Annotated in this window: 29 protein-coding genes; 14 read left to right on the top strand and 15 right to left on the bottom strand. The window is 70.1% G+C overall.

The features are described 5' to 3' along the window. Positions 1 to 97 precede the first annotated feature (97 nt). Positions 98 to 1,987: an ATP-binding cassette domain-containing protein gene (locus ACZ5U5_RS01225; RefSeq protein WP_469014803.1), complete on the bottom strand. Its 1,890-nt coding sequence runs from the start codon at positions 1,985 to 1,987 to the stop codon at positions 98 to 100. A 224-nt stretch (positions 1,988 to 2,211) separates the two neighbouring features. Continuing rightward, a complete protein-coding gene (arsM, locus tag ACZ5U5_RS01220; RefSeq protein ID WP_469014802.1) occupies positions 2,212 to 3,021 on the bottom strand; it encodes an arsenite methyltransferase in 810 nt (269 codons plus the stop codon). Positions 3,022 to 3,123: 102 nt separating this feature from the next. On the opposite strand from arsM, the gene ACZ5U5_RS01215 reads away from it, so the two are divergent. Continuing rightward, on the top strand, positions 3,124 to 3,504 hold the full coding sequence (locus tag ACZ5U5_RS01215) for an ArsR/SmtB family transcription factor (protein WP_469014801.1): 381 nt from the start codon (positions 3,124 to 3,126) through the stop codon (positions 3,502 to 3,504). 43 nt (positions 3,505 to 3,547) lie between these two features. Here ACZ5U5_RS01215 and ACZ5U5_RS01210 read toward each other — a convergent pair whose 3' ends face one another. Together ACZ5U5_RS01210 and ACZ5U5_RS01205 are read right to left on the bottom strand one after the other, a co-directional pair. Then, positions 3,548 to 3,772, bottom strand: a complete 225-nt coding sequence (locus tag ACZ5U5_RS01210; RefSeq protein ID WP_469014800.1) for a hypothetical protein — start codon at positions 3,770 to 3,772, stop codon at positions 3,548 to 3,550. A 39-nt stretch (positions 3,773 to 3,811) separates the two neighbouring features. Further along, on the bottom strand, positions 3,812 to 5,053 hold the full coding sequence (locus ACZ5U5_RS01205; protein ID WP_469014797.1) for a cytochrome P450: 1,242 nt from the start codon (positions 5,051 to 5,053) through the stop codon (positions 3,812 to 3,814). Between the two features lie 426 nt (positions 5,054 to 5,479). On the opposite strand from ACZ5U5_RS01205, the gene ACZ5U5_RS01200 reads away from it, so the two are divergent. The 3 genes from ACZ5U5_RS01200 to ACZ5U5_RS01190 all read left to right on the top strand — a co-directional run bounded on the left by ACZ5U5_RS01200 (position 5,480) and on the right by ACZ5U5_RS01190 (position 6,693). Then, positions 5,480 to 5,707, top strand: coding sequence for a DUF5133 domain-containing protein (locus tag ACZ5U5_RS01200; protein WP_451216910.1), 228 nt, complete (start codon positions 5,480 to 5,482; stop codon positions 5,705 to 5,707). Between the two features lie 118 nt (positions 5,708 to 5,825). Beyond that, positions 5,826 to 6,152 carry a plasmid stabilization protein gene (locus ACZ5U5_RS01195; protein ID WP_469014795.1) on the top strand — a complete coding sequence of 109 codons (327 nt, stop codon included), beginning with the start codon at positions 5,826 to 5,828 and terminating at the stop codon, positions 6,150 to 6,152. Between the two features lie 127 nt (positions 6,153 to 6,279). Further along, complete coding sequence (locus tag ACZ5U5_RS01190; protein ID WP_469014792.1) at positions 6,280 to 6,693, top strand: SsgA family sporulation/cell division regulator; 414 nt, start codon at positions 6,280 to 6,282, stop codon at positions 6,691 to 6,693. A gap of 24 nt (positions 6,694 to 6,717) precedes the next feature. Here ACZ5U5_RS01190 and ACZ5U5_RS01185 read toward each other — a convergent pair whose 3' ends face one another. Then, entirely contained in the window at positions 6,718 to 6,945 is a 228-nt protein-coding gene (locus tag ACZ5U5_RS01185; protein WP_469014791.1) for a DUF5133 domain-containing protein, read from the bottom strand. 500 nt (positions 6,946 to 7,445) lie between these two features. Between ACZ5U5_RS01185 and ACZ5U5_RS01180 the strand changes: the two genes are divergently transcribed. Continuing rightward, a complete protein-coding gene (locus ACZ5U5_RS01180; protein WP_469014790.1) occupies positions 7,446 to 8,309 on the top strand; it encodes an SDR family oxidoreductase in 864 nt (287 codons plus the stop codon). Positions 8,310 to 8,341: 32 nt separating this feature from the next. Here ACZ5U5_RS01180 and ACZ5U5_RS01175 read toward each other — a convergent pair whose 3' ends face one another. Beyond that, positions 8,342 to 9,919: a phytoene desaturase family protein gene (locus ACZ5U5_RS01175; RefSeq protein WP_469014787.1), complete on the bottom strand. Its 1,578-nt coding sequence runs from the start codon at positions 9,917 to 9,919 to the stop codon at positions 8,342 to 8,344. Positions 9,920 to 10,017: 98 nt separating this feature from the next. After that, complete coding sequence (locus ACZ5U5_RS01170) at positions 10,018 to 10,473, bottom strand: SRPBCC family protein (protein WP_469014786.1); 456 nt, start codon at positions 10,471 to 10,473, stop codon at positions 10,018 to 10,020. 151 nt (positions 10,474 to 10,624) lie between these two features. Between ACZ5U5_RS01170 and ACZ5U5_RS01165 the strand changes: the two genes are divergently transcribed. Then, complete coding sequence (locus ACZ5U5_RS01165; protein WP_469014785.1) at positions 10,625 to 11,950, top strand: APC family permease; 1,326 nt, start codon at positions 10,625 to 10,627, stop codon at positions 11,948 to 11,950. Positions 11,951 to 11,960: 10 nt separating this feature from the next. On the opposite strand, the gene ACZ5U5_RS01160 is transcribed toward ACZ5U5_RS01165, so the two are convergent. Beyond that, on the bottom strand, positions 11,961 to 12,395 hold the full coding sequence (locus ACZ5U5_RS01160; protein WP_469014782.1) for a DUF2267 domain-containing protein: 435 nt from the start codon (positions 12,393 to 12,395) through the stop codon (positions 11,961 to 11,963). 159 nt (positions 12,396 to 12,554) lie between these two features. Next, on the bottom strand, positions 12,555 to 12,986 hold the full coding sequence (locus ACZ5U5_RS01155) for an Hsp20/alpha crystallin family protein (RefSeq protein WP_363205743.1): 432 nt from the start codon (positions 12,984 to 12,986) through the stop codon (positions 12,555 to 12,557). 131 nt (positions 12,987 to 13,117) lie between these two features. Here ACZ5U5_RS01155 and ACZ5U5_RS01150 point away from each other — a divergent pair, with 131 nt between their 5' ends. Beyond that, the gene (locus ACZ5U5_RS01150; RefSeq protein WP_469014781.1) at positions 13,118 to 13,771 is read left to right on the top strand and encodes a type III effector protein; all 654 of its coding nucleotides are present in this window, start codon (positions 13,118 to 13,120) and stop codon (positions 13,769 to 13,771) included. A gap of 129 nt (positions 13,772 to 13,900) precedes the next feature. Here the strand turns inward: ACZ5U5_RS01150 and ACZ5U5_RS01145 are convergent, their stop codons facing one another. Further along, a complete protein-coding gene (locus tag ACZ5U5_RS01145) occupies positions 13,901 to 14,185 on the bottom strand; it encodes a DUF4190 domain-containing protein (protein WP_469014780.1) in 285 nt (94 codons plus the stop codon). 272 nt (positions 14,186 to 14,457) lie between these two features. Between ACZ5U5_RS01145 and ACZ5U5_RS01140 the strand changes: the two genes are divergently transcribed. From ACZ5U5_RS01140 to ACZ5U5_RS01120, 5 genes are all read left to right on the top strand, one after another. After that, complete coding sequence (locus ACZ5U5_RS01140; protein WP_469016828.1) at positions 14,458 to 14,733, top strand: PAS domain-containing protein; 276 nt, start codon at positions 14,458 to 14,460, stop codon at positions 14,731 to 14,733. Between the two features lie 171 nt (positions 14,734 to 14,904). Next, positions 14,905 to 15,591 carry an ANTAR domain-containing protein gene (locus ACZ5U5_RS01135; RefSeq protein ID WP_469014777.1) on the top strand — a complete coding sequence of 229 codons (687 nt, stop codon included), beginning with the start codon at positions 14,905 to 14,907 and terminating at the stop codon, positions 15,589 to 15,591. 77 nt (positions 15,592 to 15,668) lie between these two features. Continuing rightward, entirely contained in the window at positions 15,669 to 16,427 is a 759-nt protein-coding gene (locus tag ACZ5U5_RS01130; RefSeq protein ID WP_469014774.1) for an ANTAR domain-containing protein, read from the top strand. Between the two features lie 44 nt (positions 16,428 to 16,471). Further along, positions 16,472 to 16,684 (top strand): hypothetical protein, encoded by a 213-nt coding sequence (locus tag ACZ5U5_RS01125; protein WP_363205737.1) that lies wholly within the window; start codon positions 16,472 to 16,474, stop codon positions 16,682 to 16,684. 196 nt (positions 16,685 to 16,880) lie between these two features. After that, entirely contained in the window at positions 16,881 to 18,512 is a 1,632-nt protein-coding gene (locus ACZ5U5_RS01120) for an FAD-binding oxidoreductase (RefSeq protein WP_469014771.1), read from the top strand. Positions 18,513 to 18,554: 42 nt separating this feature from the next. Here ACZ5U5_RS01120 and ACZ5U5_RS01115 read toward each other — a convergent pair whose 3' ends face one another. Genes ACZ5U5_RS01115 through ACZ5U5_RS01105 form a run of 3 tightly spaced genes read right to left on the bottom strand, consistent with a single transcriptional unit; the run spans position 18,555 to position 20,356 of the window. Continuing rightward, on the bottom strand, positions 18,555 to 19,946 hold the full coding sequence (locus tag ACZ5U5_RS01115) for a mycothione reductase (RefSeq protein ID WP_469014770.1): 1,392 nt from the start codon (positions 19,944 to 19,946) through the stop codon (positions 18,555 to 18,557). Positions 19,947 to 20,003: 57 nt separating this feature from the next. Next, a complete protein-coding gene (locus tag ACZ5U5_RS01110; protein WP_469014768.1) occupies positions 20,004 to 20,132 on the bottom strand; it encodes a hypothetical protein in 129 nt (42 codons plus the stop codon). After that, a complete protein-coding gene (locus tag ACZ5U5_RS01105) occupies positions 20,129 to 20,356 on the bottom strand; it encodes a hypervirulence associated TUDOR domain-containing protein (RefSeq protein WP_469014766.1) in 228 nt (75 codons plus the stop codon). Before ACZ5U5_RS01105 ends, ACZ5U5_RS01110 begins: the two co-directional genes overlap by 4 nt. An 88-nt stretch (positions 20,357 to 20,444) precedes the next feature. On the opposite strand from ACZ5U5_RS01105, the gene ACZ5U5_RS01100 reads away from it, so the two are divergent. Continuing rightward, entirely contained in the window at positions 20,445 to 21,695 is a 1,251-nt protein-coding gene (locus ACZ5U5_RS01100) for an NAD(P)/FAD-dependent oxidoreductase (protein ID WP_469014764.1), read from the top strand. A gap of 24 nt (positions 21,696 to 21,719) precedes the next feature. Here the strand turns inward: ACZ5U5_RS01100 and ACZ5U5_RS01095 are convergent, their stop codons facing one another. Further along, positions 21,720 to 21,881, bottom strand: a complete 162-nt coding sequence (locus tag ACZ5U5_RS01095) for a hypothetical protein (protein ID WP_469014762.1) — start codon at positions 21,879 to 21,881, stop codon at positions 21,720 to 21,722. Between the two features lie 200 nt (positions 21,882 to 22,081). Between ACZ5U5_RS01095 and ACZ5U5_RS01090 the strand changes: the two genes are divergently transcribed. Beyond that, a complete protein-coding gene (locus ACZ5U5_RS01090) occupies positions 22,082 to 25,078 on the top strand; it encodes a CARDB domain-containing protein (protein WP_469014759.1) in 2,997 nt (998 codons plus the stop codon). Positions 25,079 to 25,177: 99 nt separating this feature from the next. Here the strand turns inward: ACZ5U5_RS01090 and ACZ5U5_RS01085 are convergent, their stop codons facing one another. Beyond that, positions 25,178 to 26,224 (bottom strand): sulfotransferase, encoded by a 1,047-nt coding sequence (locus ACZ5U5_RS01085; RefSeq protein ID WP_469014757.1) that lies wholly within the window; start codon positions 26,222 to 26,224, stop codon positions 25,178 to 25,180. Positions 26,225 to 26,423: the final 199 nt, after the last annotated feature.

The following is a 26,423-nucleotide window of genomic DNA, read 5'->3' as shown; positions in this document are numbered from 1 at the left end:
TGTGGCAAAGCGACGCTCAGCGTAGGGACGGCGTCGGACCGCGTCCATACTTTGTCCACAGAAAGGAAAAACTGAGGGCGGGAAGGCAGCACCCTCGTCAGCGGTCCTTGGCCAGTGCGACGAGATCCGCGAACAGGCCCCCGGCGCCCACCAGATCCTCGTACGTGCCCTGTTCGATCACGCGGCCCTTGTCCATCACGAGGACGCGGTCGGCGAGCCGGGTGTTCTCGAGCTGGTGGGTGACGACGATCGTCATGCGCTCGGCCGCGATCTGCTTGATCTCCGTGAAGACCGCGTGCTCGCCTCGCGCGTCCATCTGTGAGGTCGGCTCGTCCAGGATCAGGAGCGGTGTCCGCCGGTAGAGCGCACGGCCGCACACGAGCCGTTGCCACTGGCCGCCGGAGAGTTCGGCGCCGCCCCACAACTCCTTGGCGAGCAAGGTGTCGAGCTGTCGCGGCAGTGCCTCGATCGCCTCGCGCATCCCCACGGCGTCGACGACGTCCCACACCGGCCCGTCGTCGTACGTCCTCGGCTGGCCGAGGGTGATGTTCTCGCGGGCGCGCAGGGGCCAGCAGGCGAAGTTCTGCGGGACGAGCGCGGTGCGCTGCCACACGGAGTCGGGGTCTGCCTGGGCGAGATCGACACCGTCCCACAGGACCCGGCCCTTGTCGGCGAGGAGGATGCCGGTGAAGAGCTTGGCCAGGGTCGACTTGCCCGAGCCGTTCTCCCCGACGACGGCCAGGATCTCGCCGCGTCGCAGGGTGAGCGACACGCCCGCGACGGCCGGTTCCTCCTTGCCGGGGTAGCGGTACACGACCTCGTCGAGGCGGATCTGGTCCACGCGCTCGGGGAGCGTCAAGTCACCGCGTTGGGGAGCCCGTTCACCCGCCATGTCGAGGAACGACCGCATGTCCGCCAGGTAGAGCGAGGTATGGAACATCGCGGCGCCATGGATGACGGACTGGGAGAGCGCGGCCAGCGTGGTCTGGACGGCGACCACCGCCGTCGCCGCGACGGGCAGCGCGACCCGGCCGGTGGTGGCCAGCCAGGCGAGGGTGGCCCACGTGCCCAGCAGGAAGAGCCCGCCGAGGGCGCTGGTGACCAGCACGATGCGCAGCATCCGCGGGGCCGCGGTCAGGGTGCGCCGGTCGATCCGGTCGGACAGGGCGCGGTACCAGTAGATGAGGTAGCCGGTCATGCCGTTGGCACGGACCTCGTCGCCGTGGCGCGAGTACGTCGCCCACCAGCGCATCATCGAGCGGACGTTCCTGTCACCGACGTTGAGGTAGTGGGTCTCGTAGGTGACGCGGGCAGACAGCACGGCCCCGGCGCCGGCCGGGAGCACGGCCAGGAGGAGCAAGGGCAGCATCAGCGGATGCAGAGCCGTGATCACTCCGCTCGCGGCGATCATCCGGATCAGGGCCGACATGAACCGCTGGGCGTCCTGCACCATCATCCGGGTCCGGGTGACCCCGACCTCGGCGGCCTCCTGCCGGTCGGCGAACCCGTCCTCGCCGTATGCGGACGACTCCACGCGGCACACGGCGGCGACGAGGGCGACGTCCGCCTCGGTCATCAGCAGCGGCGTGATCCGTCCGTCCGCGTACGAGGACACGGCGCTGCTGACACGACCGAGGGCGGCGGCCGTCGTCACGACGATCAGGGCGGGCAGTGCCGCGTGCAGGCGTTCGGACACAATGCCCGTGCCGAGGAGGTGGGTCATGGCTCGTGCTGTGAAGGCGAGCACGGCGGCGGCCGCCGCGCCGGTGAGGAGCTGGCAGACGAGGAGCAGTACGACGCCGAACCTGTCCACGGCCCACGCCATCCGCGCGGTGTGCCTGAGCACGGCGGGAAGACGCCTGCACATGGCGGCGAACGTGGCCTCGGCCAGCGGGTTCTTGCCGTGCTTGCCTCCGAAGGTGAGCGTGGCGGGTGGGGGAGGGGGAGGCGTCTTGGCGTCATCGGTCGAGGTGTCGTTCACAGTCACCTGCGTCCCTCCAAGGGGTGCGTGCCGCACCTGGATGGCTCGGCGGTGCTGGGACTAACGACAGGGCGACAGAATCGAACGCGCTCGATTCAGGACGGGTTGGAGCCCGTCAGCCGCAAGGGGTGGCGCGCGTGGAGGGCGTGCTGGTGCGGTCGTGGGGCGGGGCCGGTTGGCCGAATCGCCGATGTTCCGCGTACGGGCGCTCAAGTGCGCCCGTACGCCGGTCAGTTGCAGCAGCCCGCCGCCTCGGCGCCGGGTCCGGGAGTGTCGCCGACGGCACGCTTGGTGGCGGGCTTGGTGGCGCGGACGACGGCGGAGTGCATGCCGTCGGCGACGGTATGGGTGGGGGTGATCTCGATGTCGGTGAATCCGGCGGCATCGAGCCCCTGGCGGTATTCCGTGAAGGAGAGCGCGCCGGCGATGCAGCCGACGTAATCACCGCGTTCGGCGCGCTGCGCGGGGGTGAGGCTGTCGTCGGCGACGACGTCGGAGATGCCGATGCGGCCCCCGGGGGCCAGCACGCGGAAGGTCTCGGCGAAGACGGCGGGCTTGTCGGTGGACAGGTTGACCACGCAGTTGGAGATCACGACGTCGATGGTGTTCGCGGGTAGCGGGATGGCCTCGATGGTGCCCTTGAGGAACTCGACGTTGGTGGCCCCTGCCTTCTTCTGGTTCTCGAGCGCGAGGGCGAGCATTTCCTCGGTCATGTCCAGGCCGTAGGCCCTCCCGCTGGGGCCGACACGCCGGGCGGAGAGCAGGACGTCGATGCCGCCGCCCGATCCGAGGTCAAGGACGCGCTCGCCTGCATGGAGATCGGCAACGGCGGTGGGATTTCCGCAGCCGAGCGAGGCGGCGACGGCCTCGGCGGGCAGCCCCTCGCGCTCCCCCTCGCCGTACAGGGCGGAGCCGAAGGTGTCGTCGACCTCGATCGCGGAGGGGCCGCAACAGGCCGCGCCGCCTTCAGCCACCTGGACGGCGGCCGCGGCATAGCGGCGGCGGACGGTTTCGCGCAGGTCGGTGCTGTTCTCGCTCATGGGTGGCTCCTCGATCAGGGGTCCGGCGAGACCCGGGGAGGCTGCATTGATGGTTCTCGATACAACCTTGCGCCCTGGATCGAAGGCTGTCAACATAGAAGGATGTCGAAGCAAGAGCTGGTGGTGATCGGTCGGGATGCGGCCGACGGCGCCGGGTGCTGCCCGCCGCTGCTGGCCGCGCCGATGGACGGGGACCGGGCCGTCGACCTGGCGAGGACCTTCAAGGCCCTGGGCGACCCGGTCCGTCTGCGGCTGCTGTCGATGATCGCCTCGCGGGACGGCGGGGAGATCTGCGTATGCGACCTGACGGCCGCCTTCGACCTGTCCCAGCCGACGATCTCGTACCACCTCAAGCTCCTGAAGGAGGCCGGTCTCATCGACTCCGAGCGATGTGGCACCTGGGTGTACTACTGGCTGCTTCCCGCGGCGACGGACCGGCGCGCGCAGGCGCTGTCATGTCCCCCGGGGCCGTCGCGGCCGTGAGCCAGGAAGGCGGCCGCGGTGATCAGGGTGCCTGCCCGCTGCCTCAGCGGTCGTGCTGCCCGCGCTCGTCGCCGCGCTGGACGTCATCCTGCGCGGAGGGGTTGGGGGTGAGCGCGTCCGCGGCCTCGCCGTCCTTCTTGCGGTCCCGTTCCCCGCCGGGGACACGGGTTTCCGCATCCTCGGCCTCGTCGAAGACTTCCTCGGCGGCCGTCTCCGCGTGCTTCGGCTTCTGGTTCTTCTCGTGTTCGTTGTCGTGCATGGGGTTCATGCCGGGCCTCCGTCCAGCTGGTGCGGGGCGGCGCACAGGTCAGCGCGCCGCGGTGATGACGAAGCCGCTGCGGGGCTTCGTCGGCATCCGGTTCAACGGGATGCGCAGGTCCTGATCGGGGACCTCGTAGTCAAGTCCCGCGAGACGGGGGAGCAGGGTGCTCAGCACCGCCAGGGTGATGTCCTCGCCCGGGCAGCGGTGGCCCTGTGCGGCGTCCCCGCCGCCCTGCGGGACCAGCTCGTCACGACCGGGCTCGCGGCCCACGAAACGCTCGGGGTCGAACATGTAGGGGTCGTGCCACAGCTCGGGGTCGTGGTTCTGTCCGTAGAGGTCGAGGAGGACGAGGGAGCCCTCCGGGATCGGCTCGCCGTGCCACTCCAGGTCGTGCGGGGCCAGTCCCGCGACGAACGGCGCGAACGGGTAGAAGCGCCGGAGTTCGTGGGCGAACGCCCGGGCGTACCCGTCACGGTCCTGGGCCAGCCGCTGTCGCAGCGCCGGATTCCGGTGCAGCGCGTGGGCACCGAACACGGTGTACCAGGTGACGGCGACGGTGGGACGGATGACGTTGAGGATCTCGACGGCGGCGGTCCGCGGATCGAGGAGTCCGCCGTCGGCGTCGCGGTGGGCGGCCACCGCCCGCACCACGGAGCCGGGCTGCGCGTCGTCCGACTCCGAGGCGCCCTCGTCCGCCCGCATCTCCTCGACCAGCTCGGCCAGCCGGTCCTCCCGGCGGCGCCGGGCGCGCCGGGCCCGCCAGTGCCGGGGTCCTGCGGTCGCGAAGCCGTCGACCATGGCCACCAGGTCCTGTGCGGTGCGGCGCGCCTCGTCGTCCGGATACTCCGCCAGGGGCACTCCCGCCCACCGGCACACGGCACGCGTGATCAGGAGACTCACCTCGTCGAACAGCGTCACCCGGGGCCGGCGCGTCCACTCCTTGCTCGCCCGCTCCCACTCCTCGGCCACCTGTTCCGCCAGACGGGCCACTCCCGAGGCGTCCTGGAGGAGCGAGACGAAAAGAGCCTTGCGCGCGCGGTGCTCCGCCCCGTCGAGGGTGTGCACCGCGCCCTTGCCGAACAGAGTGCTCAGGACCGGTTCGGGCAAGGCGGTACGCCGCCGTACGTGGTCCTCGTCGTAGAAGAACGTGACGGCGGCCGGCCCCCGCAGGGCGATGGCGGGTCTGCCCAGCAGGCGGGTGCGGACGGGCCCCGGGCCCTTGCGGCGGCTCAGATCGGGAAGCCATGCGTACCCCTGCGAGAGGAGTGGCAGGGTGCTGTCCGGCATCAGATTCCTCCTGGATGACTCTCCGCTCGGCGTGCCCCGGCTCCAGCCAGCCTCTGCCGGTCAGGGCGCGAACACCACCGGAGCGGCGCCGAACGCTTCGCGACCACGGAGGCGGGTGCCCTGGAGGATCACGATCATGCGTTCCACACGTCACTCCCGCACGGGCCTTTGGTCCTGATAGAGGATCGAATTTCGGGGCACAGGAGTAGAGCTCGGCCAGGGAGGCCGTACCGACCGGAGGGGGTCAACTCATGCGAACGATCAGGCGGATGAGACGCGTGCTGTACGGAGCCGTGTGCCTGCCCAGGGGACTGGGGCGGAGTTCCGAAGGTCTGTGAATACCGGTCGTCCGCGCGGGCACCATGTGTCGGCCGGCGGCAGTTCATCGCCTCCCTCGTGAATCGCATCCACCGAAAGGAGCACCCCGTGCTCAGGCCTCACCCCACGTTCCTGCAGTCCCTTCTCGAAACGCATGCCTCGCTGCTGCATCTGCAGGCCCGGGAGGACTCGGCCGAGGTCCGGCGGCAACTGGACGACGTCTCGTACACCTTGTGCGTCTCCACCGGAACGCGGACCCCCGAGATGGCCGTCGCCGCGGCGCGCGCCCAACTCGCGGGAGTGCGTTCGCAGGACGACGCCCGCTTGTCCGCCTGAACCGCCACATGATTGACCGGGCGCACCCTGGATACCGGTGTGAGACTGGGAAATGCCCGAAAGGCGGCCACAGCGAGCACGCGCCGTGACCCGGGCCATCAGGAAAGGCGAGGTCAGCATGCCGGCTGGATCCAGCAACAAGCGCGAGCGCCAGTACGAGCACATCAAGGAGAGCGCCGAGGACCGCGGTGCCTCCAAGGGCAGGGCCAAGGAGATCGCGGCGCGCACGGTCAACAAGGAGCGCGCCCGTTCCGGTGAATCGAAGACCGCCAGCAAGACATCGACGAAGGACCTGAAGTCGGCGTCACAGCGCGGCGGGGAGCGTTCGCACAGCGGAGCGCAGGGCCCCACCAAAGACCAGCTCTACGAAGAGGCCAAGAAGAAGAACGTCGACGGCCGTTCGTCGATGAACAAGCAGCAGCTGAAGAAGGCGCTCGGGCGCTGAGCGCGCATGCCCACGGCGGTGACCACCGCCGTGGGCGCCGCCCGTACGCCGTCAGCTTTCGACGAATGTGTCACCCGGACAGCTGTCGCTGTGCATGCATGAGCGAGTGCCGGGAACCCCGTGTTCCATGGAATCCAGCCTCACCTGCCCCATCCGGTCTCACCTGTGCGTAGACGCCCTCGACTTCGTGATCGAAGCCGAGTTGGTCCTCACGTACTCCACGAAGGATCCGCTGGCCGTCACCCTCACGTTTCCGCCGCCCGCGGCCGAGCAGGCCCCGACGACCTGGGTGTTCTCCAGGAACTTGCTGGCGTCGGGACTGCACGCCCCGGCCGGCGAAGGCGACGTCGTGATCCGGCCGACGGGGCGTCACCGGGTGCTCGTCACCCTGACGTCCCCGAGCGGACGTGTCCGTGGCGAACTGGAGCGGGCACCGGTCGAGGCGTTCATCCATGAGTCGTACGCCCTGCTGCCCGCTCCCGAGGAGAGCGCCGCACTGGACCTGGACGAGCTGGTATCCGCTCTCCTCGCGACACCCTGAACGTGGGCGCTGCCCCGCCGGCCCTCACACGGGCTGCGGGGCGTCCGGTTCGCCCTCGGCCATGGCCATCTGTGAACGGGCGGCCGCGAGTGCCGACACCACCTCACGGGTGCCGGTGGACACGCACAAGGTGTATGCGATGTCCTCAAGCCTCGTGCGGGCCTCGCAGCCCCCGTTGCGCGCATGCAGCGCGCTCAGTGCGTCGTACTGCTCCACCAGGTCGCGCAGTACTCTCGGGTCGGCCATCAGCACGGCAGGTCTCCTTCGCTCTGAACGGTCTTGGTGCCTTCGACAGGCTGTGATGCGGGGGTACTTGGCCGCCCTTTTTGCACGCGCGCGCACCATGGCGGGCGGAGTGGGCGAGGTGGCCACCGGCGCATACCTGTCCACAACCACGGTGCGCGAGCCGGGACAGGCCGACGGACGCCGGATTTCCTGTCCGGGCTCGATTTCATCGCCGAGGTCGACGAAATCCCCGCCGAGGCGGGGTTCGTGTGGATGGCGGCTGAGGAAGAACAAAACCTGCTCCGTGGAAGCAGGGCTTTTGGGCGCGGCTGCTTCCTGACCTCAAGGTCAGTGTGCCCACGAGGAAGCGCCGGACGCCACCCGGAGCTGTGACGTGAGACGCACGCGCCCGGTGTTTGGGTCGGCCGACGCCTGGTATGCGGCCCTCGGCGCCGCCTGCCACCATGGCCGTGTGCGTCCTGGCGGGTGGAGCACCCGTCGCTGCCGTCCCACCCGGAGGAGTTCTCGTGACCGACCGGAAGCATGTCCTGCGCGGTCGCACAGCTGTCGTGACCGGCGCCGCGCGCGGTGTGGGAGAGGCCGTGGCCAGAGAGCTCGCCGCCAGGGGAGCCACGGTGGCGCTGCTCGGCCTGGAGGAGGAGGCCCTCGCCCGAGTGGCCCAAGAGCTCCCCACACCGTCGCGGCACTGGTACGTGGATGTCACCGACGACGCGGCGATGGCGCGCGTGGCCGACGAGGTACGCCAGCGTCAGGGCCCCGCATCGGTCGTCGTCGCCAATGCGGGAGTCGCCGAGGGCGGACCCTTTGTCGACTCCGACCCCGCCAGTTGGCGACGCGTCATCGACGTCAATCTCGTCGGAAGCGCGAACACCGCCCGGGCCTTTCTGCCCCAACTGCTCGACAGCCGCGGCTACTTCCTACAGATCGCCTCACTCGCCTCCATCGGTGCATCGCCGCTGATGAGCGCCTACTGCGCCTCCAAGGCGGGCGTGGAGTCCCTCAGCCAGTCGCTGCGCGCGGAACTCGCCCCGCGGGGCGTGGGCGTAGGGGTCGCCTATCTGAACTGGACCGACACGGACATGATCCGGGACGCCGACCAGCACGCCGTGCTGCGGGAACTGCGCGCGCACATGCCGCCGCCGGCCCGCAAGATCTACCCCACGGAGCACGTGGCCCGATGCCTGGCGGATGCCGTCGAACGCCGGTCGGCCACCGTGTACGTACCGGGCTGGCTCCGTGCGCTGCAGGCGGTGCGGGCGGGCCTGCCGCCCCTCGTCGCCCGGTACTCGCGGCAGGAGTTGATGCGCTCGGAGTTCTCGTCCACGGGCCTGCTCGGACCGGGCGGGCGTGCGGCGGAGGCCGCCGACTGAGCCCGGCCCGGCGGTCGTGAGGTGAACCCGGGTCAGCTCCGTCGAAAGCGGCGGTCGAGCCGGCCCCGCAGCGCGGCGCGGGCGGCGTTGGCGCCGGGGGCTCCGTGGACGCCGCCGCCGGGGTGGGCGGCGGCCGACGCGAGGTAGAGGCCCTTGATCGGAGTCTCCGGGCGGCCGGTGCCCGGCGTGGGGCGGAACACCAGCTGCTGGTGGGCGGAGGTCGTGCCGCCGTTGATCGCGCCCCCGTGCAGATTGGCGTCCATGGCCTGGAGGGTGGTCGGGGCGAGCAGGCGCCGCGACCTGATGCGGGAGCGGAAGCCCGGCGCCCAGCGTTCCACCTCGTTTTCCATGCGGTCGGCCATCGCCTCCTGTTCCCGCTGGTCCCAGGATCCGGTCAGGCCGTCCGCGCCCGCGTCGCCCTTGATCCGCTGCGGGACATGGGTGTAGGCCCAGGCCGACTCCGTGCCGGCCGGCGAGCGCGTGGCGTCGGCGGTGGTCATCTGGCCGAAGAGCATGAAGGGGCGGTCGGGCACCTGCCCCATGGCGATCTGCGCCGCGAACTGGGTGAGCCCGTCGACGCCGTCGGCCAGGTGCACCGTTCCCGCCGTGGCCGCCTCCGGTGCCGTCCAGGGCACCGGCCCGTTCAGCGCCCAGTCGATCTTGTAGGTCGCGAAGTCCCACTGGAAACGGCGCAGATCCCCAAGCAGCCGTCCGGGCAGATGGCGTTCGTCGACCAGTTCGCCGAAGAGCGCCGGAGCGGACACGTCGGCGAGAACCGCGCGGGAGGCCGGTACGTTCTCGCCTCCGGCGGTGCGCACACCGACGGCGCGACCGCCCCGCACGACGACCTCACGCACGCGCTCCCCGCACCGGACCACGCCTCCGAACCGCTCGAGGCGCCGCACCAGGGCCCCGGTGAGCGCGCCCGCCCCGCCGACCGGAACGGGGAAGCCGTACGTCTGGCCGAGCATGGACATCAGCCAACCGAAGCCTCCGCTGCCGGCCGCTTCCGGGCCGAGGTCCGCGTGCAGCGCGTTGCCCGCGAGCAGCAGCCGGCCACCCTCACCGCGGAACTCCTCCTCGCCCAGGCGCCGTACCGGCAGCACCATCGTCCGGGCCATCCGCAGCCCCCCGGCGGCTCGCAGCTTGGCGGCGAGCCGGACCCCGTGCCGTACGGGCGGAAACGGGGTGAACAGAGCTCCGAGGATGTCGGGGCCCACGCGGTTCCAGGTGGCGCAGAGGTTGAGCCAGGAGGCCCCGTCGCCCGGCGCGAACGCGTCAAGGCCTGCCGCTGTCTCCGCGGCCCCGCGCGCCAGGACCGCACACCGGCCGTCGGGCAGGGGGTGGGCCAGGACGCGGGGGGCGTGGCTCCAGCTGAGGCCCTCCTGCTGGAGCTGCAGGTCGGCGAGGATCGGGGAGGCCGCGGCCAGCGGATAGAAGGCGCTGAAGAGGTCGTTCACGTAGTCGGGATGGACACCGCGGTCACTGCGGACCGCACCGCCCGGCTCGTCCTGTTCCTCGAGGACCTCCACGCTCCATCCGGCGTCGGCGAGCAGATTCGCCGCGACGAGACCGTTGGGCCCCGCGCCGATGATCACCGCGTCCGGCATGCCTGACTCCTGACGTCCGCCCAGGTCCGTCGGGCCCGGCGGGTCGATCGATCGTGGGTGGGGGCCGCGCCCCCTCGGCCAACGTGCTCGACCGGCTCTCAGGCCGATGCGTAGGCGCGCTTCGGGGATTTCTCCACGACGTCCGCCAGTCGGGCGAGCATGGCGCGGTGCCGCAGCTGGATCAGCGCGTCCACGGCCGCATTGTGGAGCTTTCCGCCGGGGCCGGTCAGCGGGTGCTCATCGACGATGACCAAGGCGTAGTCACCCCAGGGGCGTACATCGACGGCGATGCGCGCGGCGCCGAGCCATCCGCTGTCGGCCTCGAGCTCCAGGATGCGGGGCTCTTCGCATCGCCGGACGGTCGTGGTTCCCGACAGCGTCCGCCAGCCCACCTTCACGGTGTACGTGATGCTGGAGCCCACCTTGGGCCAGTGGCCCTCCTTGGGCTCCGACCGGGCCGTGCCCACCACCCACTCGCCGTAGCGTGACCCGTCCGCGAGGACCGCCCAGACGTCTGCCACGGACCGTTTGATCAATCGGTGTCGTACGGCCATTCGACTCTCCAACCCTCGTCGGATACGGCAGCCCGCGTCGGATGCGGCGGCTTCCCGGTACCCGGCCCGTCCGTTGTCATTCCTTTTCACCCTCGCAGGCGTTCGAGGGGTTCGCTGCCTGCCGGACGCCGAACCGGGTACATGTGTGCGCGTGAAATCTCCCCGCACCATTCCGGCGGCGTCCGACACGGCGACTCCGCTCAAGAAAGCACTGACCACCCCCCTGCTCTACTTCTTCATCCTTGGAGACGTCCTCGGCGCGGGCGTATACGTCCTGGTGGGTCAGGTCGCGGCCGACACGGGCGGCGCCGTGTGGGTGCCCCTCGTCGTGGCGCTGTGTCTGGCGCTCCTGACGGCCGCCTCGTACGCCGAACTCGCCACGAAATACCCCCGGGCAGGCGGCGCCTCGCATTACGCGACCCTCGCCTACGGCCCCTTCGCCGGATTCCTCGCCGGTTTCTGCATGCTGGCCGCCGGGATCGTGTCGGTCGGTGCTCTGGCCCGCGGTTTCGCCGGTGACTATCTGGCGGAGTTCGTCACCCTTCCCGTGGCGCTCGTCGCGGTCGTGTTCCTGGCCGCGCTCGCCCTGCTGAACGCACGGGGGATCAGCGAGTCGACGCGGGCCAACGTCGTGGCCACCGTCATCGAGGTGAGCGGGCTTCTGCTCGTGATCGGGCTCGGCGTGTGGATCGTGCTGCGCGGCGACGGTGACGTCGGGCGCCTCACCGACCTGGGCACACCGGAACACGGGCCCGTGGCAGCGGTCCTGAGCGGGGCGGTGCTCGCCTACTACTCGTTCGTCGGGTTCGAGACCTCCGTCAACGTGGCGGAGGAGACCCGTGATCCGCGCCGCTCCTATCCGCGGGCCCTCTTCGGCGCGCTGATCACCGCGGGCGTGGTCTACGCCCTGGTCGGTGCCGCCGCGGCGGCCGCCGTGCCGACCAAGACGCTCGTCGAGTCCAGCGGGCCGCTCCTCGAAGTCGTCCGGGCGGCCGGCGGCGTCCCCACGGAGTTGTTCAGCGCCATCGCCCTGGTCGCCGTCGCCAACGGCGCCCTGCTCACCGGCATCATGTCCTCGCGCCTCGCCTACGGCATGGCACGCGACCGGCTGCTGCCGGGCTTCCTCACCAAGGTGCTGCCCGGCAGGCGTACGCCGTGGGCGGCGATCGCCGCGACCACCGCCCTCTCGCTGCTGCTCGCATTGACCGGAGACGTGTCGACGCTCGCCTCGACCCTGGTCCTCCTCCTGCTCGTGGTCTTCTTCCTGGTCAACACGGCGGCTCTGGTGCTGCGCCGCGATGCCTCCCCGCAGGACCACTTCCGGGCCCCGACAGTTCTGCCGGTGCTCGCTGCGGCGTCCTGCGTCCTGCTCGCGGCGCAGATCGAGCGCGAGGTGTGGCTCCGGGGCGGGGCCGTCCTGCTGGTCGGCGCGGTGCTGGGTGCCGTCACTGCGGTACGCCGACGCCGACGGCCCTGAGCCGCTGCGCCTAGGCGGCCTGGATCAGCTCGGCCCGGCCGAACAGGAGTGCGTGGCCGGAGGGGAGTTGGGCCAGGATGCGGGTCAGCAGATCGGGGCCCGCGAGTACGGCGACGGCGGCCAGGACGGCGCCGGTGTCCCAGCGCGTGGTGGCGGGACTCGCCCCGGCCCGGGTCGCGAGGTCCTTGACCAGGCCCCAGCCGGTGAGGGGCTCGGGGTCGGGGATCTGGGCGGTGAGGACGAGGGCGGCCTCGACGGGAAGGCGGGCGGCGAGTTCGACGCGTTCGTTCCCGGTCAGCTGCCTGCCGAGTCCGCCGAGGACCAGCCGGACGGCTTCCTCGGCCCGCTCCCGGGTGGGGTACGCGCCTTCGTAGCGGACCTTCTCCAGCATCTGCTGGTAGGTCATCGCGGGGAAGGGCCGGGTGGGTTCAGGTCGTTCGAACATCGCTGATTGCGCGCCTTTCTCGTCGCGGAGGTCGTGTCGCGGGCGCCGGGCAGCTGGACGGCACCCGCGGGTGGGTCTTGGGGGCTTCGCCCCGTCAGGCGCGGAGGACAGGGTCAGGGGGAATTGCCCGTCCCCCGCGCCACGTGTACGCGCTGCGGCTCAGCCGCTGATCTGCCGATGGGACGCGTCGTTCCCGATGGAGATCTTGCGGGGCTTGGCGCGCTCGGCGATCGGGATACGCAGGGTCAGCACACCCGCGTCGTAATCCGCCTTGATGCGCTCGGTGTCCAGCGTGTCGGCCAGCACGATCTGGCGGGAGAACACGCCAAGCGGCCGCTCGGACAGTTCCATCTGGACGCTCTCGGACTTGGCGACCGGACGGCGCTCGGCCTTGACGGTCAGCATGTTCCGTTCCACGTCGATGTCAATCGCCTCGGCGGTCACGCCGGGCAGATCGAATGCCACCACGTACTCGTCGCCCTCGCGATAGGCGTCCATGGCCATCGCGGAAGGCCGTGACCACGTGCCGGGGCCGACCAGCTGCTGAGCGATGCGGTCGAGCTCGCGGAAGGGGTCGGTGCGCATCAACATCGCGAAACACCTCCTGAAGGTCCGGGCAGTAACTGCCAATGCGCTTCACCTGCCATCGGTTGTAGCATGTCGTCCAATGGATGACAAGTTGCATGTCGTCCACGCGATGACAATGACGAAGGAGGCCCCCCATGGCAGCGACCGGCCCGCCGGAACCACCCCACGCCCACGCCCACAACCCGGCGTCCTTCCTGGCCGCGGCCTCCGCCCTGGAAGCCATCAGCGACGCCGTGCAGGTCGCCCAGGAGGCCGACACCGACGCGACGCCCACCAGCCGCACCAACCCCGAACAGGCCCTTGCCTCCCTGCTGTTGCTGCGCGAGGTCCGTGAACAGCTCGCCGGGTGGGAAGCCGGCCTGATCGAGACCGCCCGCCACGCCGGAGCGAGCTGGGCCGACCTCGCCCACCCCCTGGGGGTCGCAAGCCGCCAGGCCGCCGAACGCCGCTACCTGCGCCAGCGCCCCGGCCCGACCGGGAGCACCGGCGAGCAACGCGTGCAGGCCACCCGCCGGCGCCGCGCCGCCGACCGCTCCCGCACCGCCTGGGCCCGGACCCATGCCGGCGCCCTGCGCCGCCTCGCGGGCCAGGTCATGTCACTCACGGGCCTACCGCCGCAAGCCCAGGTCCCGCTCGGCCAGTTGGACGCGGCGCTTGCGCACGACGACCCCGCGGCGCTGATCGACCCCCTCACCACCGCCCGCCCGTACCTGGCACGCACGCACCCCGATGTCGTCGCCCAACTCGACGCCCTCACCCGCCACGCCGACGAGAACGACCCCGGCTGACCGGCGGTGCCGCGCGCCGTCACCGGGGTTTGCGGGGTCGACATGAGCAAAGGCCGGGGGAATGCGCGTGCAGCGCATTCCCCCGGCCACCGTAATGGTGTGGAACAGCTCCCGAATTCCGGATTCCGGTCAACCGCCGACGTACCAGCTGAATCCGCCGGAAGCGGCGACGGCAATCAGCACGATGAACAGAATCACGTCGATGACGCCCAGAATGACGGCTGCCTTGGCCATGCCTCCGCCGCCCTTGAACGACTTCTGGCGCAGCGCGACCGCACCGAAGATGATCGCGAGCGGCCCGAGGATGAAGCTGAGGAAGAACACACCGACGATGCCGCAGACAAGGCCGGCTATCGCGAGGCCGTTCGTCCGGGAGCCGGAAGAAGCTGCTGACGGATTGCCGTAAGCCGACATGGCCACACTCCTTGGAGATCGCATTCCAGCATTGCGTGACGTGCAGCCGAGTGCCCCGGAATTCGGTTCGTAGTCAGCGATGCGCACACGTAGTTGAGGATTCATCCGACGTGACGTGCCGGACGCGCGCAACGCGCACAACGCGCCCGCCCAGACCAACTCACCCCCGCCCGGCGCTGTTTCATCTCATTCGGCTTGTCCGAGCCTCGCCCCGGGTGTGTCCTAGGGGATGAACGGTTGCCCGGCCTGTGAGGGGAGCGACCGTGCACGAGATGCTGCGGGCCACGTCCGGCAGCCCGCTGTTCGAGGTGACCGCGGCTCCGTACGTGGTGCTCGACACGGACCTGTGCATTCAGGGCGTCAACCCGGCCTACCTGCGTGCCACCGGACGCTCGCGCGACGAGTTGACGGGTGTCTTCATGTTCGACGCCTTCCCGGACAATCCCGAGGACGCCGACGCGACCGGCGTACTCAACCTCGGTTCCTCCCTGGAACGGGTCCTGCGCCGCGCGGCCCGGCACGGCCACAGGCCGGACGGCAGCTACTGAACTCCCCTCGCGGCGGGCACGCTTGGTCACGGTGCTGCGGTACCCCTCTGGTGGATGGTTGCGCCAAAGGGCTGTGGTGCCGAGTGCCCGGCTCTACGGTGGACACATCGGTCGGCCTCGCCCCCGGTGCGCGGTGGCGGGGGTGCTCAGAGTGGTGAGGGAGGGCTGTGCGTGGACAGGGGAGCGACTGTCGAGGACTTGCTGGGCAGCCTGGATTTGCTGGTGGACGAGGAGGAGTGGCGGGCGTGGGCGGGTGCCTGCGCGCATGCACTGGGGCTCGACGGTGTGGCGGTCTCGCTGGGGGAGGAGCTGGTCTGGTTCAGCGACCTGACGAGTGCGCGACTGGAGGACGTTCAGTGCGTCATCGGGCAGGGGCCCGGTCTGTTCCTCCTGGAGGAGGGAGGGGTGCTCGAGGTCCCTGACCTCGACCGCCTGCTCGTCGGTCAGTGGCCTCAATTCGTGCCCGAGGCGATGGAGTTGGGTGTCGCCGCGTTGTTCGTGTGGCCCGTCAACGTCGGAGCGGCGCAGGTCGGGACACTGACCGGGTATCGCCGCACGGCAGGGCCGCTGGCCGGGCGGCACCTTGCGGAGGGCTGGATGGTGGCCGATTCGCTGGCCGGACACCTGCTGGGACGCTGGCCGGGCATGTCCGCCGGGGAGGACGGGGACGGCCCAGGGAGAGCCGGGGCGGTGGATCTGCACCGAGCCGAAGTGCACCAGGCCACGGGGGTGTTGAGCGTACGGCTCGACGTTCCGGCGGCCGAGGCCCTGGCCAGACTGCGGGCCCAGGCCTTTGCCTCCAGTCGGTCCTTGACGGACACCGCCCGCATCATTCTCGAGAAAGAACTTCCGCCGTGACCTGGAAAGCCCGGGGCCCACACAGCTCCGGGCAGACCCACGACGGGCCCACGGAAACCAGGAGAAAGCGAAGGAGCATGAGCAGGGAGCAGCACATCGCGCGTACGTTTGTGGAGCTTGCCGACACCCTGGTGGAGGACTTTGACGTCATCGACTTCCTCCAGCAGATGACCGTCCGCTGCCAAGAACTGCTCGACATCACCGATGCCGCGGTCTTCCTCGCCCACTCCCGCACCCGCCTCTACAGCCCGGCACCGTGCGACCCGGCCCCCGGGCTGCAGCGCGTGCTGGAGGTGGCCTTGGGCGAGGGCCCGGCAGTGGAGGCCTACCGCACCGCCCGCCCGGTCGCCCCCGAGAACGCCGCCGACGCGGCGACGCGCTGGCCACGGTTCACCGAACAGGTAGTGCAGGCCGGCTATGCGCTGCCCAGCGTCGTGCCGATGCGGCTGCGCAAGGACAGCATCGGCTGCCTGATGCTTCTGCACACCGGCGAACGGTCGCTGACGGCCGACGACCTGTCGCTCGCCCAGACCCTCGCCGACGCGGCCACCATCGGCCTGCTGCACGCCCGTACCCTCCGCCAGCAGGAGACCGTCAACACGCAGCTGCACACCGCTCTGCACAGCCGCATCCTCATCGAACAGGCGAAGGGCATTCTCGCCGCCCGCCGGAACATCCCCCTCAACCAGGCGTTCGACGCCATCCGCCACTACGCACGTCACCACCGGATCCTGCTCAGCAAGGTCGCGCAGAATGTCATCGACACCGGGCTCGTTCCGCCCGACCCGCCCGCGGCCCGAGGGCAGACGACGCGCCGGAAAGCGGCAGGCGAGTAGCCGCCCGGGATGCGCGGCCGTGGGCGCCCCCGCACCCTGGAGTCATGGGTTCCGCGCCGATAGTCGTTCACCCCTTGTCGCCCACCGGTGGGCGCAGGGTGACGGCGCGCGGGGAGATTCTGGGCCTCGCCCACAGCGATCGTGACGTGGTCGAGTTCCTGCGGCGCGCGGGCCTGCCCGACGCGGAGGGGCTTCTCGACGACCCGGCGTGGGTGAAGTGGCGCGGCGGGCGGGCGCATCACTACGAAGCAGCCTGAAGAGCCGTGTGCCCGGTCGGGCGGCATAGTGCGAGGCCCAGGCACCAGGCGCGTGGCGTCACCAGTTGCAGACGATGTCACCGCCGTGGCTCCAGCGCGTGGGAGAGGGATGCGAGGGTGCGTGCGGCGCGCGTAGCCCTCCCTGTGCCAAGGTGACCGTCAGGTAACTTACCCGGCGTTCAGATGGGTGGCGGTCATGACCGGCAAGACACGTTCGTGGTGGGGCTGGGGCAACGTCGAGGACGCGGTGTCGGGCCGGGAGCGTGCGGAACTCACCCGCCGCACCGCCCAGTTGCTGCCGGGTGCCGACCTGACCGTCCACGAGGCGCCGGCCATCGCGTCGTTCGGCGTGGGCGCGAGCAGGGTCAGCACCCCGGCGTCTCTGGCGCCGATCGTCTCGGCGGACGTGCGCGACCGGCTCGCGCACAGCCATGGGCAGGCCTTCCGCGATGTCGTGCGGGCGTTGCTTGGCCAGCTGCCCCACGTGCCCGACCTGGTCGTACGCCCGGCCTCCGAGGCCCAGGTCGTCCACGTCCTTGACTGGTGTCACGACGCGGACATCGCGGTCGTCCCGTTCGGCGGCGGCTCATCGGTGGTGGGAGGCGTCGAGCCGCGGGTGGGGGAGCGGTACGCCGGGGTGATCAGTCTGGACATGACGTCGATGGACCGAGTCCTCGACGTCGACACGATCAGCCGGGCCGCCCTCGTCCAAGCAGGCGCCCTGGGCCCTCGATTGGAGGAGCAGTTGCGGCCCCGCGGATACTCCCTGCGGTTCTTCCCCCAGTCATTCGAGTTCTCCACCCTCGGCGGCTGGCTGGCCACTCGGGCGGGCGGCCACTTCGCGACGCAGCTGACTCATGTCGACGACCTCACCGAGTCGTTGAGGGTCGTCACCCCCAGCGGAGTCGTCGAGTCCCGGCGGCTGCCCGGCTCGGGCGCCGGGCCGTCACCCGACCGTATGTTCCTCGGCTCCGAAGGCTCACTGGGCGTGATCACCCAAGCCTGGGTGCGCCTCCAGGACCGTCCTCGGTGGCGGGCCGGCGTGTCGGTGGGCTTCAGCAACTACGACGCGGGCGTGCGGGCGGTGCGCGCCTTGTCCCAGTCCGGGCTGAACCCCGCCAACTGCCGCCTCCTGGACCCCGTGGAGGCGCTGATCAACGCGGGTTCACCGACCGCGGTCCTGGTGCTCGGCTTCGAATCGGCGGACCACCCCGTCCACGCCTGGATGGAACGCGCGCTGGAGCTCTGCCGCGACCACGGCGGCACCCTGGCCGAGCCGCCCCGCTACACCGACAACACGGACAGCGGGGCCAGCACCGACCGCGGCGCCAGCAGCGGAGCCGCCGACGCCTGGCGCTCCTCCTTCGTACGGATGCCGTACCAGCGCGACGCGTTGGCCGCGCAGGGCATGATCGTGGAGACGTTCGAGACGGCCTGCACCTGGGACCGGTTCGAGGCGCTGCGCGCGGCCGTCGACGAAGCCGCGCAGGACGCCATGCGCCAGGTCGGTGCGGAAGGCGTCGTGACCTGCCGGTTCACCCATGTCTATCCGGACGGGCCCGCCCCGTACTTCGGGATCTACGCCGCCGGCCGGTGGGGCAAGACGGTGGAGCAGTGGGACGAGATCAAACAAGCCGTCTCCGGGGCCCTGATGGCACACGGCGCCACCATCACCCACCACCACGCGGTCGGCCGCGATCACCGCCCCTGGTACGACCAGCAGCGCCCCGACCTCTTCGCCGCCGCCCTGCAGGCGGGCAAGAAGGTCCTGGATCCGGCGGGCATCCTCAACCCCGGGGTCGTCATCGATCCGCTGCCTGCTTCCTGAGGCAGAGGCAGCCGGGGGAAGGCCCCGGCGTACGCGTGCGGCTTACTCGTCGAGGTCGCGCAGGGCGTTCTCGACGACCTCGGTCAGGGCGGGATGGATCCACAGCGGTTGTTCAGCGACGTCCCGAGCCGTCAGGCCGAATCGCATGGCGAGGACGAGCGGCTGCACCAGGGTGGCGGCCTGGTCCCCGAGGATGTGGGCTCCGAGCAGGCGGCCGGTACCGCGTTCGGCCAGGACCTTGCAGAAGCCGGTGGTGTCCTCCAGGGCCCAGCCGTACGCCACGTCCGCGTAGCGGTGCACGCCACTCGCGTAGTCGAGGCCCTGCTCACGGGCTTCTTGTTCGGTGAGCCCCACCTGTGCGATCTGCGGGGAGGTGAACACGGCCGACGGCACCACGTCGTACGACATCGAGCGCGGCCGGCCGGGGTGCAGGAGGTTGTCGGCCACCACGGCGGCCTGGCGATTGGCGACATGCTTCAACGGGGGGCCACCGGCCGCGATGTCGCCCAGCGCCCAGACGCCGGAGGCACTGGTCCGCAGCTGCGCGTCGACGGTGATCAGGCCCTTGTCGTCGCATGCGATGCCGGCCCGCTCGACGTCGAGGTGGTCGCTGTTGGGGCGACGCCCGACGGCGACCAGCAGGGTGTCCGCCTCGATGACCGTCTTGTCGTCGAGCGTCAGCCGCAGCTTGCCCGGTTCACCGGCCACCTCGCTCAGCTCGCGCCCGAGCCGCAGATCCCACTGACCGTCCACGAGATCGGTGAAGGCCCGGGAGATCTCTTCGTCCTGCGGCATCAGGAGGCGCTCCTGCTGCTCGACCACGGTGACGGCGGTCCCTGCCGAGTGGAAGACGTGAGCCAGCTCCGCCGCGATGTAACCGCCGCCGAGGATGACCATCCGTTCGGGCACCTGATCCAGGCGCATCACGGTGTCGGAGGTCTCGAAGGGGAGCCCGGAGTCGGTGACCACCGGCGGCACCACGGGGCGCCCGCCCCCGGCGATCACCATCCGGTCGGCGGTGACCCGCTCGCTCCGGCCCTCGCTCTCCACGAGCAGCTCACGCTCCCCGGTGAACTGCGCGTGCCCCCGGTAGACCGTCACGAAGTCCTCGTCCCGACGGCCCTGCTCCCCGTCGCGCGATGTGGCGTCGAGCCGCCCGAAGACACGCTCCTGAACCGCCGGCCAGACGACACCGTGCAGCGTGGCCCGGACGTTGTGACGCTCGCTCTCCCGCACATGACGGGCCACGTCCGCGGTCAACGCGAGCATCTTGCTGGGAATGCACCCCGCATTGAGGCACGTACCCCCGAAGGGCCCCTCGGCGACGACGGCGACATCCAGGTGGGCGAAGCGGTCGTCGATGAGTGAGTTGCCCGTGCCTGCTCCGATTACGACAAGATCATGATGCGGCATGAAGAATATGTAGCCGTCCACCGCGTATTCACACCTGCGCGACCCCAGTCGCGTCGGCATCCGGCCGGGTCAGGACCGTCAGGACCCGGTGCCCGCTTTCTTCGGATCGTGGCCCCAGTTCATGAGGGAGTAGCGCCAGGGGGTCTCGGGGGATTGGCCCACGCTGTGGGAGTCCTCCTTGCGGTCCGTTTCAGCAGCCTTGGTCATGACGACTTGCGCTTCTTGTGCAGCGACTCCGGCTTGTGGACCGCTCGGCTGCCGGACTTCTCGCTCTCCACCTCGTACTGCGGTTCGTCCTTGGACGCGTCGACGGTGCGGCCTGCGGTCTCGGTCCGCCCCGTGATCTTCTTCTTCACCGTGCCGGGGGTGGTCTGCCCGTGGCTGCTCCAGGTGACCTCGTCGCCTTTGCGCAGCTTCTTGTCCTTGGCCATGTGGCGTGTTCCTTCCGGTCGTCGGGACGACGAGTCCCATGATGGAGCCGAACATCACAAGGAGCATTTCGGGAGCGGAGGAGAGCCGATGGCGAAGGTCCATGACCGCGGAGCAGCGGACGTCGTGGTCGTCGGTGCCGGTCTCGCCGGTCTCGCCTGCGCCCTGGACCTGTGCCGCGCCGGGCGGCGGGTGACCTTGCTGGAGGCGTCCGACGGACCGGGCGGCCGGATGCGGACGGACCGGCAGGACGGGTTCCTGCTGGATCGCGGGTTCCAGGTGTTCAACACCGCCTACCCGCAGGTGAAACGGCGCGTCTATCTGCAGAGTCTTCGGCTGCGGCCTTTCACCCCCGGCCTCCTCGCGCACACTCCGGACGGGCCGGTCCGTCTCGTCGATCCGACCAGGCAGCCCAGTGCGGCGGGGTCCCTGCTGCCCGGACGGGCCCTCGCGTCCCGCGACCTGGCCGCGATGGCGGCGCTCACCGCCCGCGACGCCGTGCTGCCCGTCGCCTTCCTCAAACGACGTTCCGACCGCTCCACCGCGGCCGCTCTGTCCCGAGCGGGCCTTTCGGGCGCGGCGGTGGACCACATCCTGCGTCCGTTCCTCTCGGGAGTCTTTCTGGAGGATCGCCTGGAGACCTCCGCCCGTTTCTTCCACCTGGTGTGGCGGAGCATGGTCCGGGGGTCGCTGTGTCTGCCCGCCGAGGGCATCGGCGCGGTGCCCGCGCAGCTGGCCGGGAACCTGCCCACCGGCGTCCTGCGTCTGGAGACGCCCGTCGCCGGGGTCACCGACGCGGGCGTGCTGCTGACGGACGGCAGTGAGGTGCCGGCCGCGAGCGTCGTGGTCGCCACGGATGCCGCGACCGCAGCCCGCCTGCTGCCGGGCTTGCCCGTGCCGGACGGGCGTACGGTCACCACCTACTACCACGCGTCCGACAGCACGCCGCTGCGAGAACCGACCCTGGTGGTCGACAGCACCGGGACAGTGCTGAACACCTGTGTGCTCAGCGAGGTGGCACGTACCTACGCACCGCCCAGCATCGCGCTGATCTCCACCTCGGTGCTCGGCACGGACGGGCCCGGCGCGGCCGACGCGGTACTCCGACGCCTGGCCGAGCTGTACGGCACCGACACGAGCGGCTGGCAGCAGGTGGCCGTGCGCACGGTGCCGGAGGCACTGCCCGCCATGCTGCCGCCCTGGCCGCTCAGCCGCACGGCCCGCCACAGCCCGGGAAGGTATGTGTGCGGGGACCACAGGGCGACAGGTTCGGTGCAGGGCGCGCTGGCGTCGGGCACGCGCGCCGCGCGGGAGGTGCTGGCCGACTCGGCGCGTCGCTGATGCCGCGTCGGCGGTCGGCGCACCTCAGGGGGCTTCGTCGCCCACGCGCGCCTGCTGCGCCAACAGCTCGTCCAGATCCGCGAGTCGGTCAAAGCCGCGGACGGCCCTGACCATGCGGGTGTTCCGCTCCAGCATCCGGTTGAGGCCGGCATCGGACAGTTCGCGCGACAGTCCGCGAGATCCCATGCGCCATCTAATGCTCTCGTAAATCTGTCGAATATTTGCAATCTATGCCACGCATCTTGCGTTCTTGCTGGGGTGGCGGTTGAGTGCTGCCGTCGCCGCCACGCCCCCCACCCGAAAGGTGCGCCACATCTGTGGGTCGGTATGTCGTGAAAGTCGTTATGTCATGAACGCGTCATTGCCATGCACCGAGAGGAACATTCATGAGATGGAGACAGCGGAGCCGACGCACCATCGGCGTCTGGCTCACCGCCGCACTGTTGGGAGCCGGGGTCCTGCCCGTCGCCGCCCACGCGGCGCCGTCAGCCCCGTCGGCACCCAAGGCGGCCACGAATCTGGCGCTGAACAAGCCCATCGAGGCGTCCACGTCCACCCAGAACTACTTCGCCCCCAACGCCAACGACGGCAGCACGAACAGTTATTGGGAATCCAGCGGCCATCCGTCGACGCTGACCGTGAAGCTCGGCGCCGACGCGGAGCTCGACTCAGTCGTCCTCAAACTCAACCCGGACGCGGCGTGGTCGACCCGTAAGCAGAACATCGAGGTACTCGGCCGCGCGCAGTCCGCCACCGACTTCAGTACGGTGAAGGCCAGGGCCGACTACACCTTCGACCCCGCCGGCAACCGCAACAGCGTGACGATCCCGGTCTCCGGGCGCTATGCCGAGGTCCGGCTGAAGATCTACTCCAACAGTTCCGGATACGGGGGCCAGGTCGCGGAGTTCGAGGTCAACGGCACCCCGGCGCCCAACCCCGACCTGACCGTCACCGACCTGAACTGGCGTCCCGCGCAGCCCAGCGAGAGCGATGCCATCAAGGTCGACGCCACTGTGCGCAACACCGGTTCGGCTGCCTCGGCCGCCACCACCGTCGACGTCAGTCTGGGCGGCACGGTCGCGGGCAACGCCAGGGTCGGCGCGCTCGGTGCCGGTGAGTCGGCCACGGTCCCGGTCGACATCGGCAAGCGGGCGCAAGGCAGTTACACCGTGTCCGCGGTGGTGGACCCCGGCGACACGGTCCCCGAGCAGAACAACGACAACAACAGCCGCACCGCCGAGGCGCAGCTGACCGTCGGCCAGAGCCCCGGACCCGACCTGGAGATCACCGGCATCACGTCGAACCCGGCCAACCCCGCGGTCGGTGCGAACGTCACCTTCGCGGCGAAGGTGCACAACCGCGGGACCAGCGCCGTGAGCGCCGGATCGGTGACCCGTCTGACCGTGGGCGACAAGACGCTGAACGGCACCACGCCCGCCATCGCCGCGGGTGAGAGCGCCACCGTCGGCCTCTCGGGCACATGGACCGCCGCCAGCGGCGGCGCCACACTCACCGCGACCGCCGATGCCACCGACGTCGTGGACGAGACGAACGAGGACAACAACGTCTTCGCGCGCTCCATCGTGGTCGGGCGCGGCGCGGCCGCACCCTACGTCGAGTACGAGGCGGAGGACGGCAAGCACAACGGCACGCTCCTGGAGGCGGACGCCGAGCGGACCTTCGGCCACACCAATTTCGCCACGGAGTCCTCGGGCCGCAAGTCGGTGCGGCTCAACTCGACCGGTCAGTACGTGGAGTTCACCTCGACCAGCGCCACCAACTCCATCGTCGTACGCAACTCCATCCCGGACGCCCCGGGCGGCGGCGGCCAGGAGAAGACGCTGAGCCTCTACGCCGACGGCAAGTTCGTCCAAAAGCTGATCCTCTCGTCCAAGCACAGCTGGCTGTACGGGAACACGGACCAGCCCGAGGGCCTGACCAACACCCCCGGCGGCGACGCGCGCCGGCTCTTCGACGAGTCGCACGCCCTGCTCGCGCAGACCTACCCGCAGGGCACCAAGTTCCGCCTGCAGCGCGACGCCGGTGACGACGCCGCGTACTACATGATCGACTTGATCGATCTGGAGCAGGTGGCGCCGGCGGCGAGCAGGCCCGCCTCGTGCAGGTCGATCACCGAGTACGGGGCCGTCCCCAACGACGGGATCGACGACGCGAACGCGATCCAGAAGGCGGTGACCGCCGACCAGAACGGCGAGATCGACTGTGTGTGGATCCCGGCAGGCCAGTGGCGCCAGGAGAAGAAGATCCTCACCGATGACCCGCTGAACCGGGGCCAGTTCAACCAGGTGGGCATCAAGGACGTGACGATCCGAGGTGCCGGCATGTGGCACGCGCAGCTGTACTCGCTGACCCCGCCGCAGGACGCGGGCGGCATCAATCACCCGCACGAGGGCAACTTCGGCTTCGACATCGACGACAACACCAAGATCTCCGACATCGCCATCTTCGGTTCCGGCACCATCCGGGGTGGCGACGGCAATGCCGAGGGCGGTGTCGGTCTCAACGGCCGCTTCGGCAAGAACACCAAGATCGCGAATGTGTGGATCGAGCACGCCAACGTCGGTACCTGGGTCGGCCGCGACTACAGCAACATCCCCGAGCTGTGGGGCCCCGGCGACGGCCTCGAATTCAGCGGGATGCGCATCCGCAACACCTACGCCGACGGCATCAACTTCACCAACGGCACCCGTAATTCGTCCGTCTTCAACTCCTCGTTCCGCAACACCGGCGACGACGCGCTCGCCGTGTGGGCCAGCAAGTACGTCAAGGACACGTCGGTCGACGTCGGCCACGACAACGTGTTCCGCAACAACACGGTGCAACTGCCGTGGCGTGCCAACGGCATCGCGGTGTACGGCGGTTACGGTAACAAGATCGAGAACAATCTGGTGTACGACACCATGAACTACCCCGGCATCATGCTCGCGACCGACCACGACCCGATCCCCTTCACCGGGCAGACACTGATCGCGAACAACGGGCTCTACCGCACCGGCGGGGCGTTCTGGAACGAGGACCAGGAGTTCGGCGCCATCACGCTGTTCGCACAGGGCCCGAGCATCCCGGGTGTCACGATCCGCGACACCGACATCCATGACTCGACGTACGACGGGATCCAGTTCAAGACGGGTGGAGGTGCCATGCCGGACGTGAAGATCAGCAACGTGACGATCTCGAAGTCCAACAACGGCTCCGGCATCCTCGCCATGGGCGGCGCGCGTGGCAGCGCGACGCTCAACAACGTGAAGATCAGCGACTCGCGGGACGGGGACATCCTGATCGAGCCCGGCTCACAGTTCGTGATCAACGGAGCGAACGCGCGCCTTGACCCCGACATACCGGGGACCAGGCAGGGGTTGTAACGCCGCGATGGCGGCGGCGCGGTGGCGTGTCCCGAGCAGTCCACCGGCCGCCGTCACGTGGGGAGTCTGCTCCACCTGTTGGTTCCGCGTGCCCTGACTCTAGTCAGGGCACGCGGAACCAACCATGTCCAGTGCCCGGCTGCCCGGAGCGCAGCTCTCCCTGAGGTCGTCGAGTTCGGCGGCCGTCAGCTGCTTCTCGGCGGAGCCCCGGCGACTGGTGTCGAGCTGCGCGCACGCCGCGTCCAGCCACTGGCGGGAGGGGTCGACTTCGACGAACGCGGCGAGACGGGTGAGTTCCTGCCGCGGGGCGTCGAGGAGATCTTCGTAGGCGAGCGTCATGCGGTGGGTGGCGGGCAGGCCCTCCAGGAATCGTGTGCCCTGGATGACGAGTTCGGACCACAGGGCGCCGAACCGACGCAGGGGAAAATCACGGTCCTGTACGAGGGCGGGGTCGAACCGCTCGCCGAGCAGGGGCGCCAGGTCGGGCGGCAGGGAGCGCACGTGCTCCTCGGTCAGGTCACCGAAGTTCTCCACGCCCGTCCGTTCTCTGATCTCACGGATCAAGGTGATCACGCGGTACCCGGGGTGGCGGCTCATGGACAGGGCGCAGTCGGGTCCGTCCCGGAAAAGGTGCACGAACTTGGCGTAGGGGAAGGCGGCGCGCAGCCCTGGGGCCCAGCCCGTCGAGTACCCGGAGCGCTCCACGACGGCGCTGCCCCCCACCCGCGTGCCGAGCAGCTCGAAGAGCGCCTCGTGGTGTTCCGCGGCGGGCCGCACGGGCCAGTCGACGACCGCCGCACGGATCTCGTCGAGCAGGCCGTCGGGGTCGTCGGTGAGGTGCGGGAGCACCATGAGGGAGAGCGCGGGGATGCCGGTGTTTCCTGCCGTGTACCGCCCCGGACGGCGCGTGTAGAGGAACTCGGGCATGAGGACGCCACTGCGGATCATGTTCGCGAAGTACGGGGTGGGCCGGAAGAGGGCCTGCCAGAACTCCGCGCCCGAGACCTGGCCTTCGGGAAAGGCCGCGTCACCGACGGAGGCCATGTACTCGTTGAGGCTGAGCACGTCGGGGTGGGTGTTGAGGATGCGGGACAGCGCGGTGGAGCCGCTGCGGCCGGTGCCGATGACGAAGGTCAGACTGCGCAAGGTCGCTCTCCGGGGCCGGGGTGGGGATGCCGGGACTGTGTGCACCTCAGCACACCCACGGCGAGGGCACCAGGTGGCAGTGGGGACAGTGGCTTCAACACGCGGGGCAACAACTCGCTTTGACGGGAGGGCCGTTGACGTAGCAGATTGCGTTCCGCTGTCCTTGCTTCCCGCCCTGACCAGTTGAGAGAGGCACCGT

This window comes from Streptomyces sp. NPDC033177 (assembly GCF_055577715.1).
This window is presented reverse-complemented; position numbering and strand designations above follow the sequence as displayed.

Coding starts and splice junctions, on each gene's coding strand:
- arsM (WP_469014802.1), bottom strand. CDS start 3,021: ATGAGCGAGAACAGCACCGACCTGCGCGAAACCGTCCGCCGCCGCTAT.
- ACZ5U5_RS01215 (WP_469014801.1), top strand. CDS start 3,124: ATGTCGAAGCAAGAGCTGGTGGTGATCGGTCGGGATGCGGCCGACGGC.
- ACZ5U5_RS01210 (WP_469014800.1), bottom strand. CDS start 3,772: ATGAACCCCATGCACGACAACGAACACGAGAAGAACCAGAAGCCGAAG.
- ACZ5U5_RS01205 (WP_469014797.1), bottom strand. CDS start 5,053: ATGCCGGACAGCACCCTGCCACTCCTCTCGCAGGGGTACGCATGGCTT.
- ACZ5U5_RS01195 (WP_469014795.1), top strand. CDS start 5,826: ATGCCGGCTGGATCCAGCAACAAGCGCGAGCGCCAGTACGAGCACATC.
- ACZ5U5_RS01190 (WP_469014792.1), top strand. CDS start 6,280: ATGGAATCCAGCCTCACCTGCCCCATCCGGTCTCACCTGTGCGTAGAC.
- ACZ5U5_RS01175 (WP_469014787.1), bottom strand. CDS start 9,919: ATGCCGGACGCGGTGATCATCGGCGCGGGGCCCAACGGTCTCGTCGCG.
- ACZ5U5_RS01170 (WP_469014786.1), bottom strand. CDS start 10,473: ATGGCCGTACGACACCGATTGATCAAACGGTCCGTGGCAGACGTCTGG.
- ACZ5U5_RS01160 (WP_469014782.1), bottom strand. CDS start 12,395: ATGTTCGAACGACCTGAACCCACCCGGCCCTTCCCCGCGATGACCTAC.
- ACZ5U5_RS01155 (WP_363205743.1), bottom strand. CDS start 12,986: ATGTTGATGCGCACCGACCCCTTCCGCGAGCTCGACCGCATCGCTCAG.
- ACZ5U5_RS01150 (WP_469014781.1), top strand. CDS start 13,118: ATGGCAGCGACCGGCCCGCCGGAACCACCCCACGCCCACGCCCACAAC.
- ACZ5U5_RS01145 (WP_469014780.1), bottom strand. CDS start 14,185: ATGTCGGCTTACGGCAATCCGTCAGCAGCTTCTTCCGGCTCCCGGACG.
- ACZ5U5_RS01140 (WP_469016828.1), top strand. CDS start 14,458: ATGCTGCGGGCCACGTCCGGCAGCCCGCTGTTCGAGGTGACCGCGGCT.
- ACZ5U5_RS01130 (WP_469014774.1), top strand. CDS start 15,669: ATGAGCAGGGAGCAGCACATCGCGCGTACGTTTGTGGAGCTTGCCGAC.
- ACZ5U5_RS01125 (WP_363205737.1), top strand. CDS start 16,472: ATGGGTTCCGCGCCGATAGTCGTTCACCCCTTGTCGCCCACCGGTGGG.
- ACZ5U5_RS01120 (WP_469014771.1), top strand. CDS start 16,881: ATGACCGGCAAGACACGTTCGTGGTGGGGCTGGGGCAACGTCGAGGAC.
- ACZ5U5_RS01110 (WP_469014768.1), bottom strand. CDS start 20,132: ATGACCAAGGCTGCTGAAACGGACCGCAAGGAGGACTCCCACAGCGTG.
- ACZ5U5_RS01105 (WP_469014766.1), bottom strand. CDS start 20,356: ATGGCCAAGGACAAGAAGCTGCGCAAAGGCGACGAGGTCACCTGGAGC.
- ACZ5U5_RS01100 (WP_469014764.1), top strand. CDS start 20,445: ATGGCGAAGGTCCATGACCGCGGAGCAGCGGACGTCGTGGTCGTCGGT.
- ACZ5U5_RS01095 (WP_469014762.1), bottom strand. CDS start 21,881: ATGGGATCTCGCGGACTGTCGCGCGAACTGTCCGATGCCGGCCTCAAC.
- ACZ5U5_RS01090 (WP_469014759.1), top strand. CDS start 22,082: ATGAGATGGAGACAGCGGAGCCGACGCACCATCGGCGTCTGGCTCACC.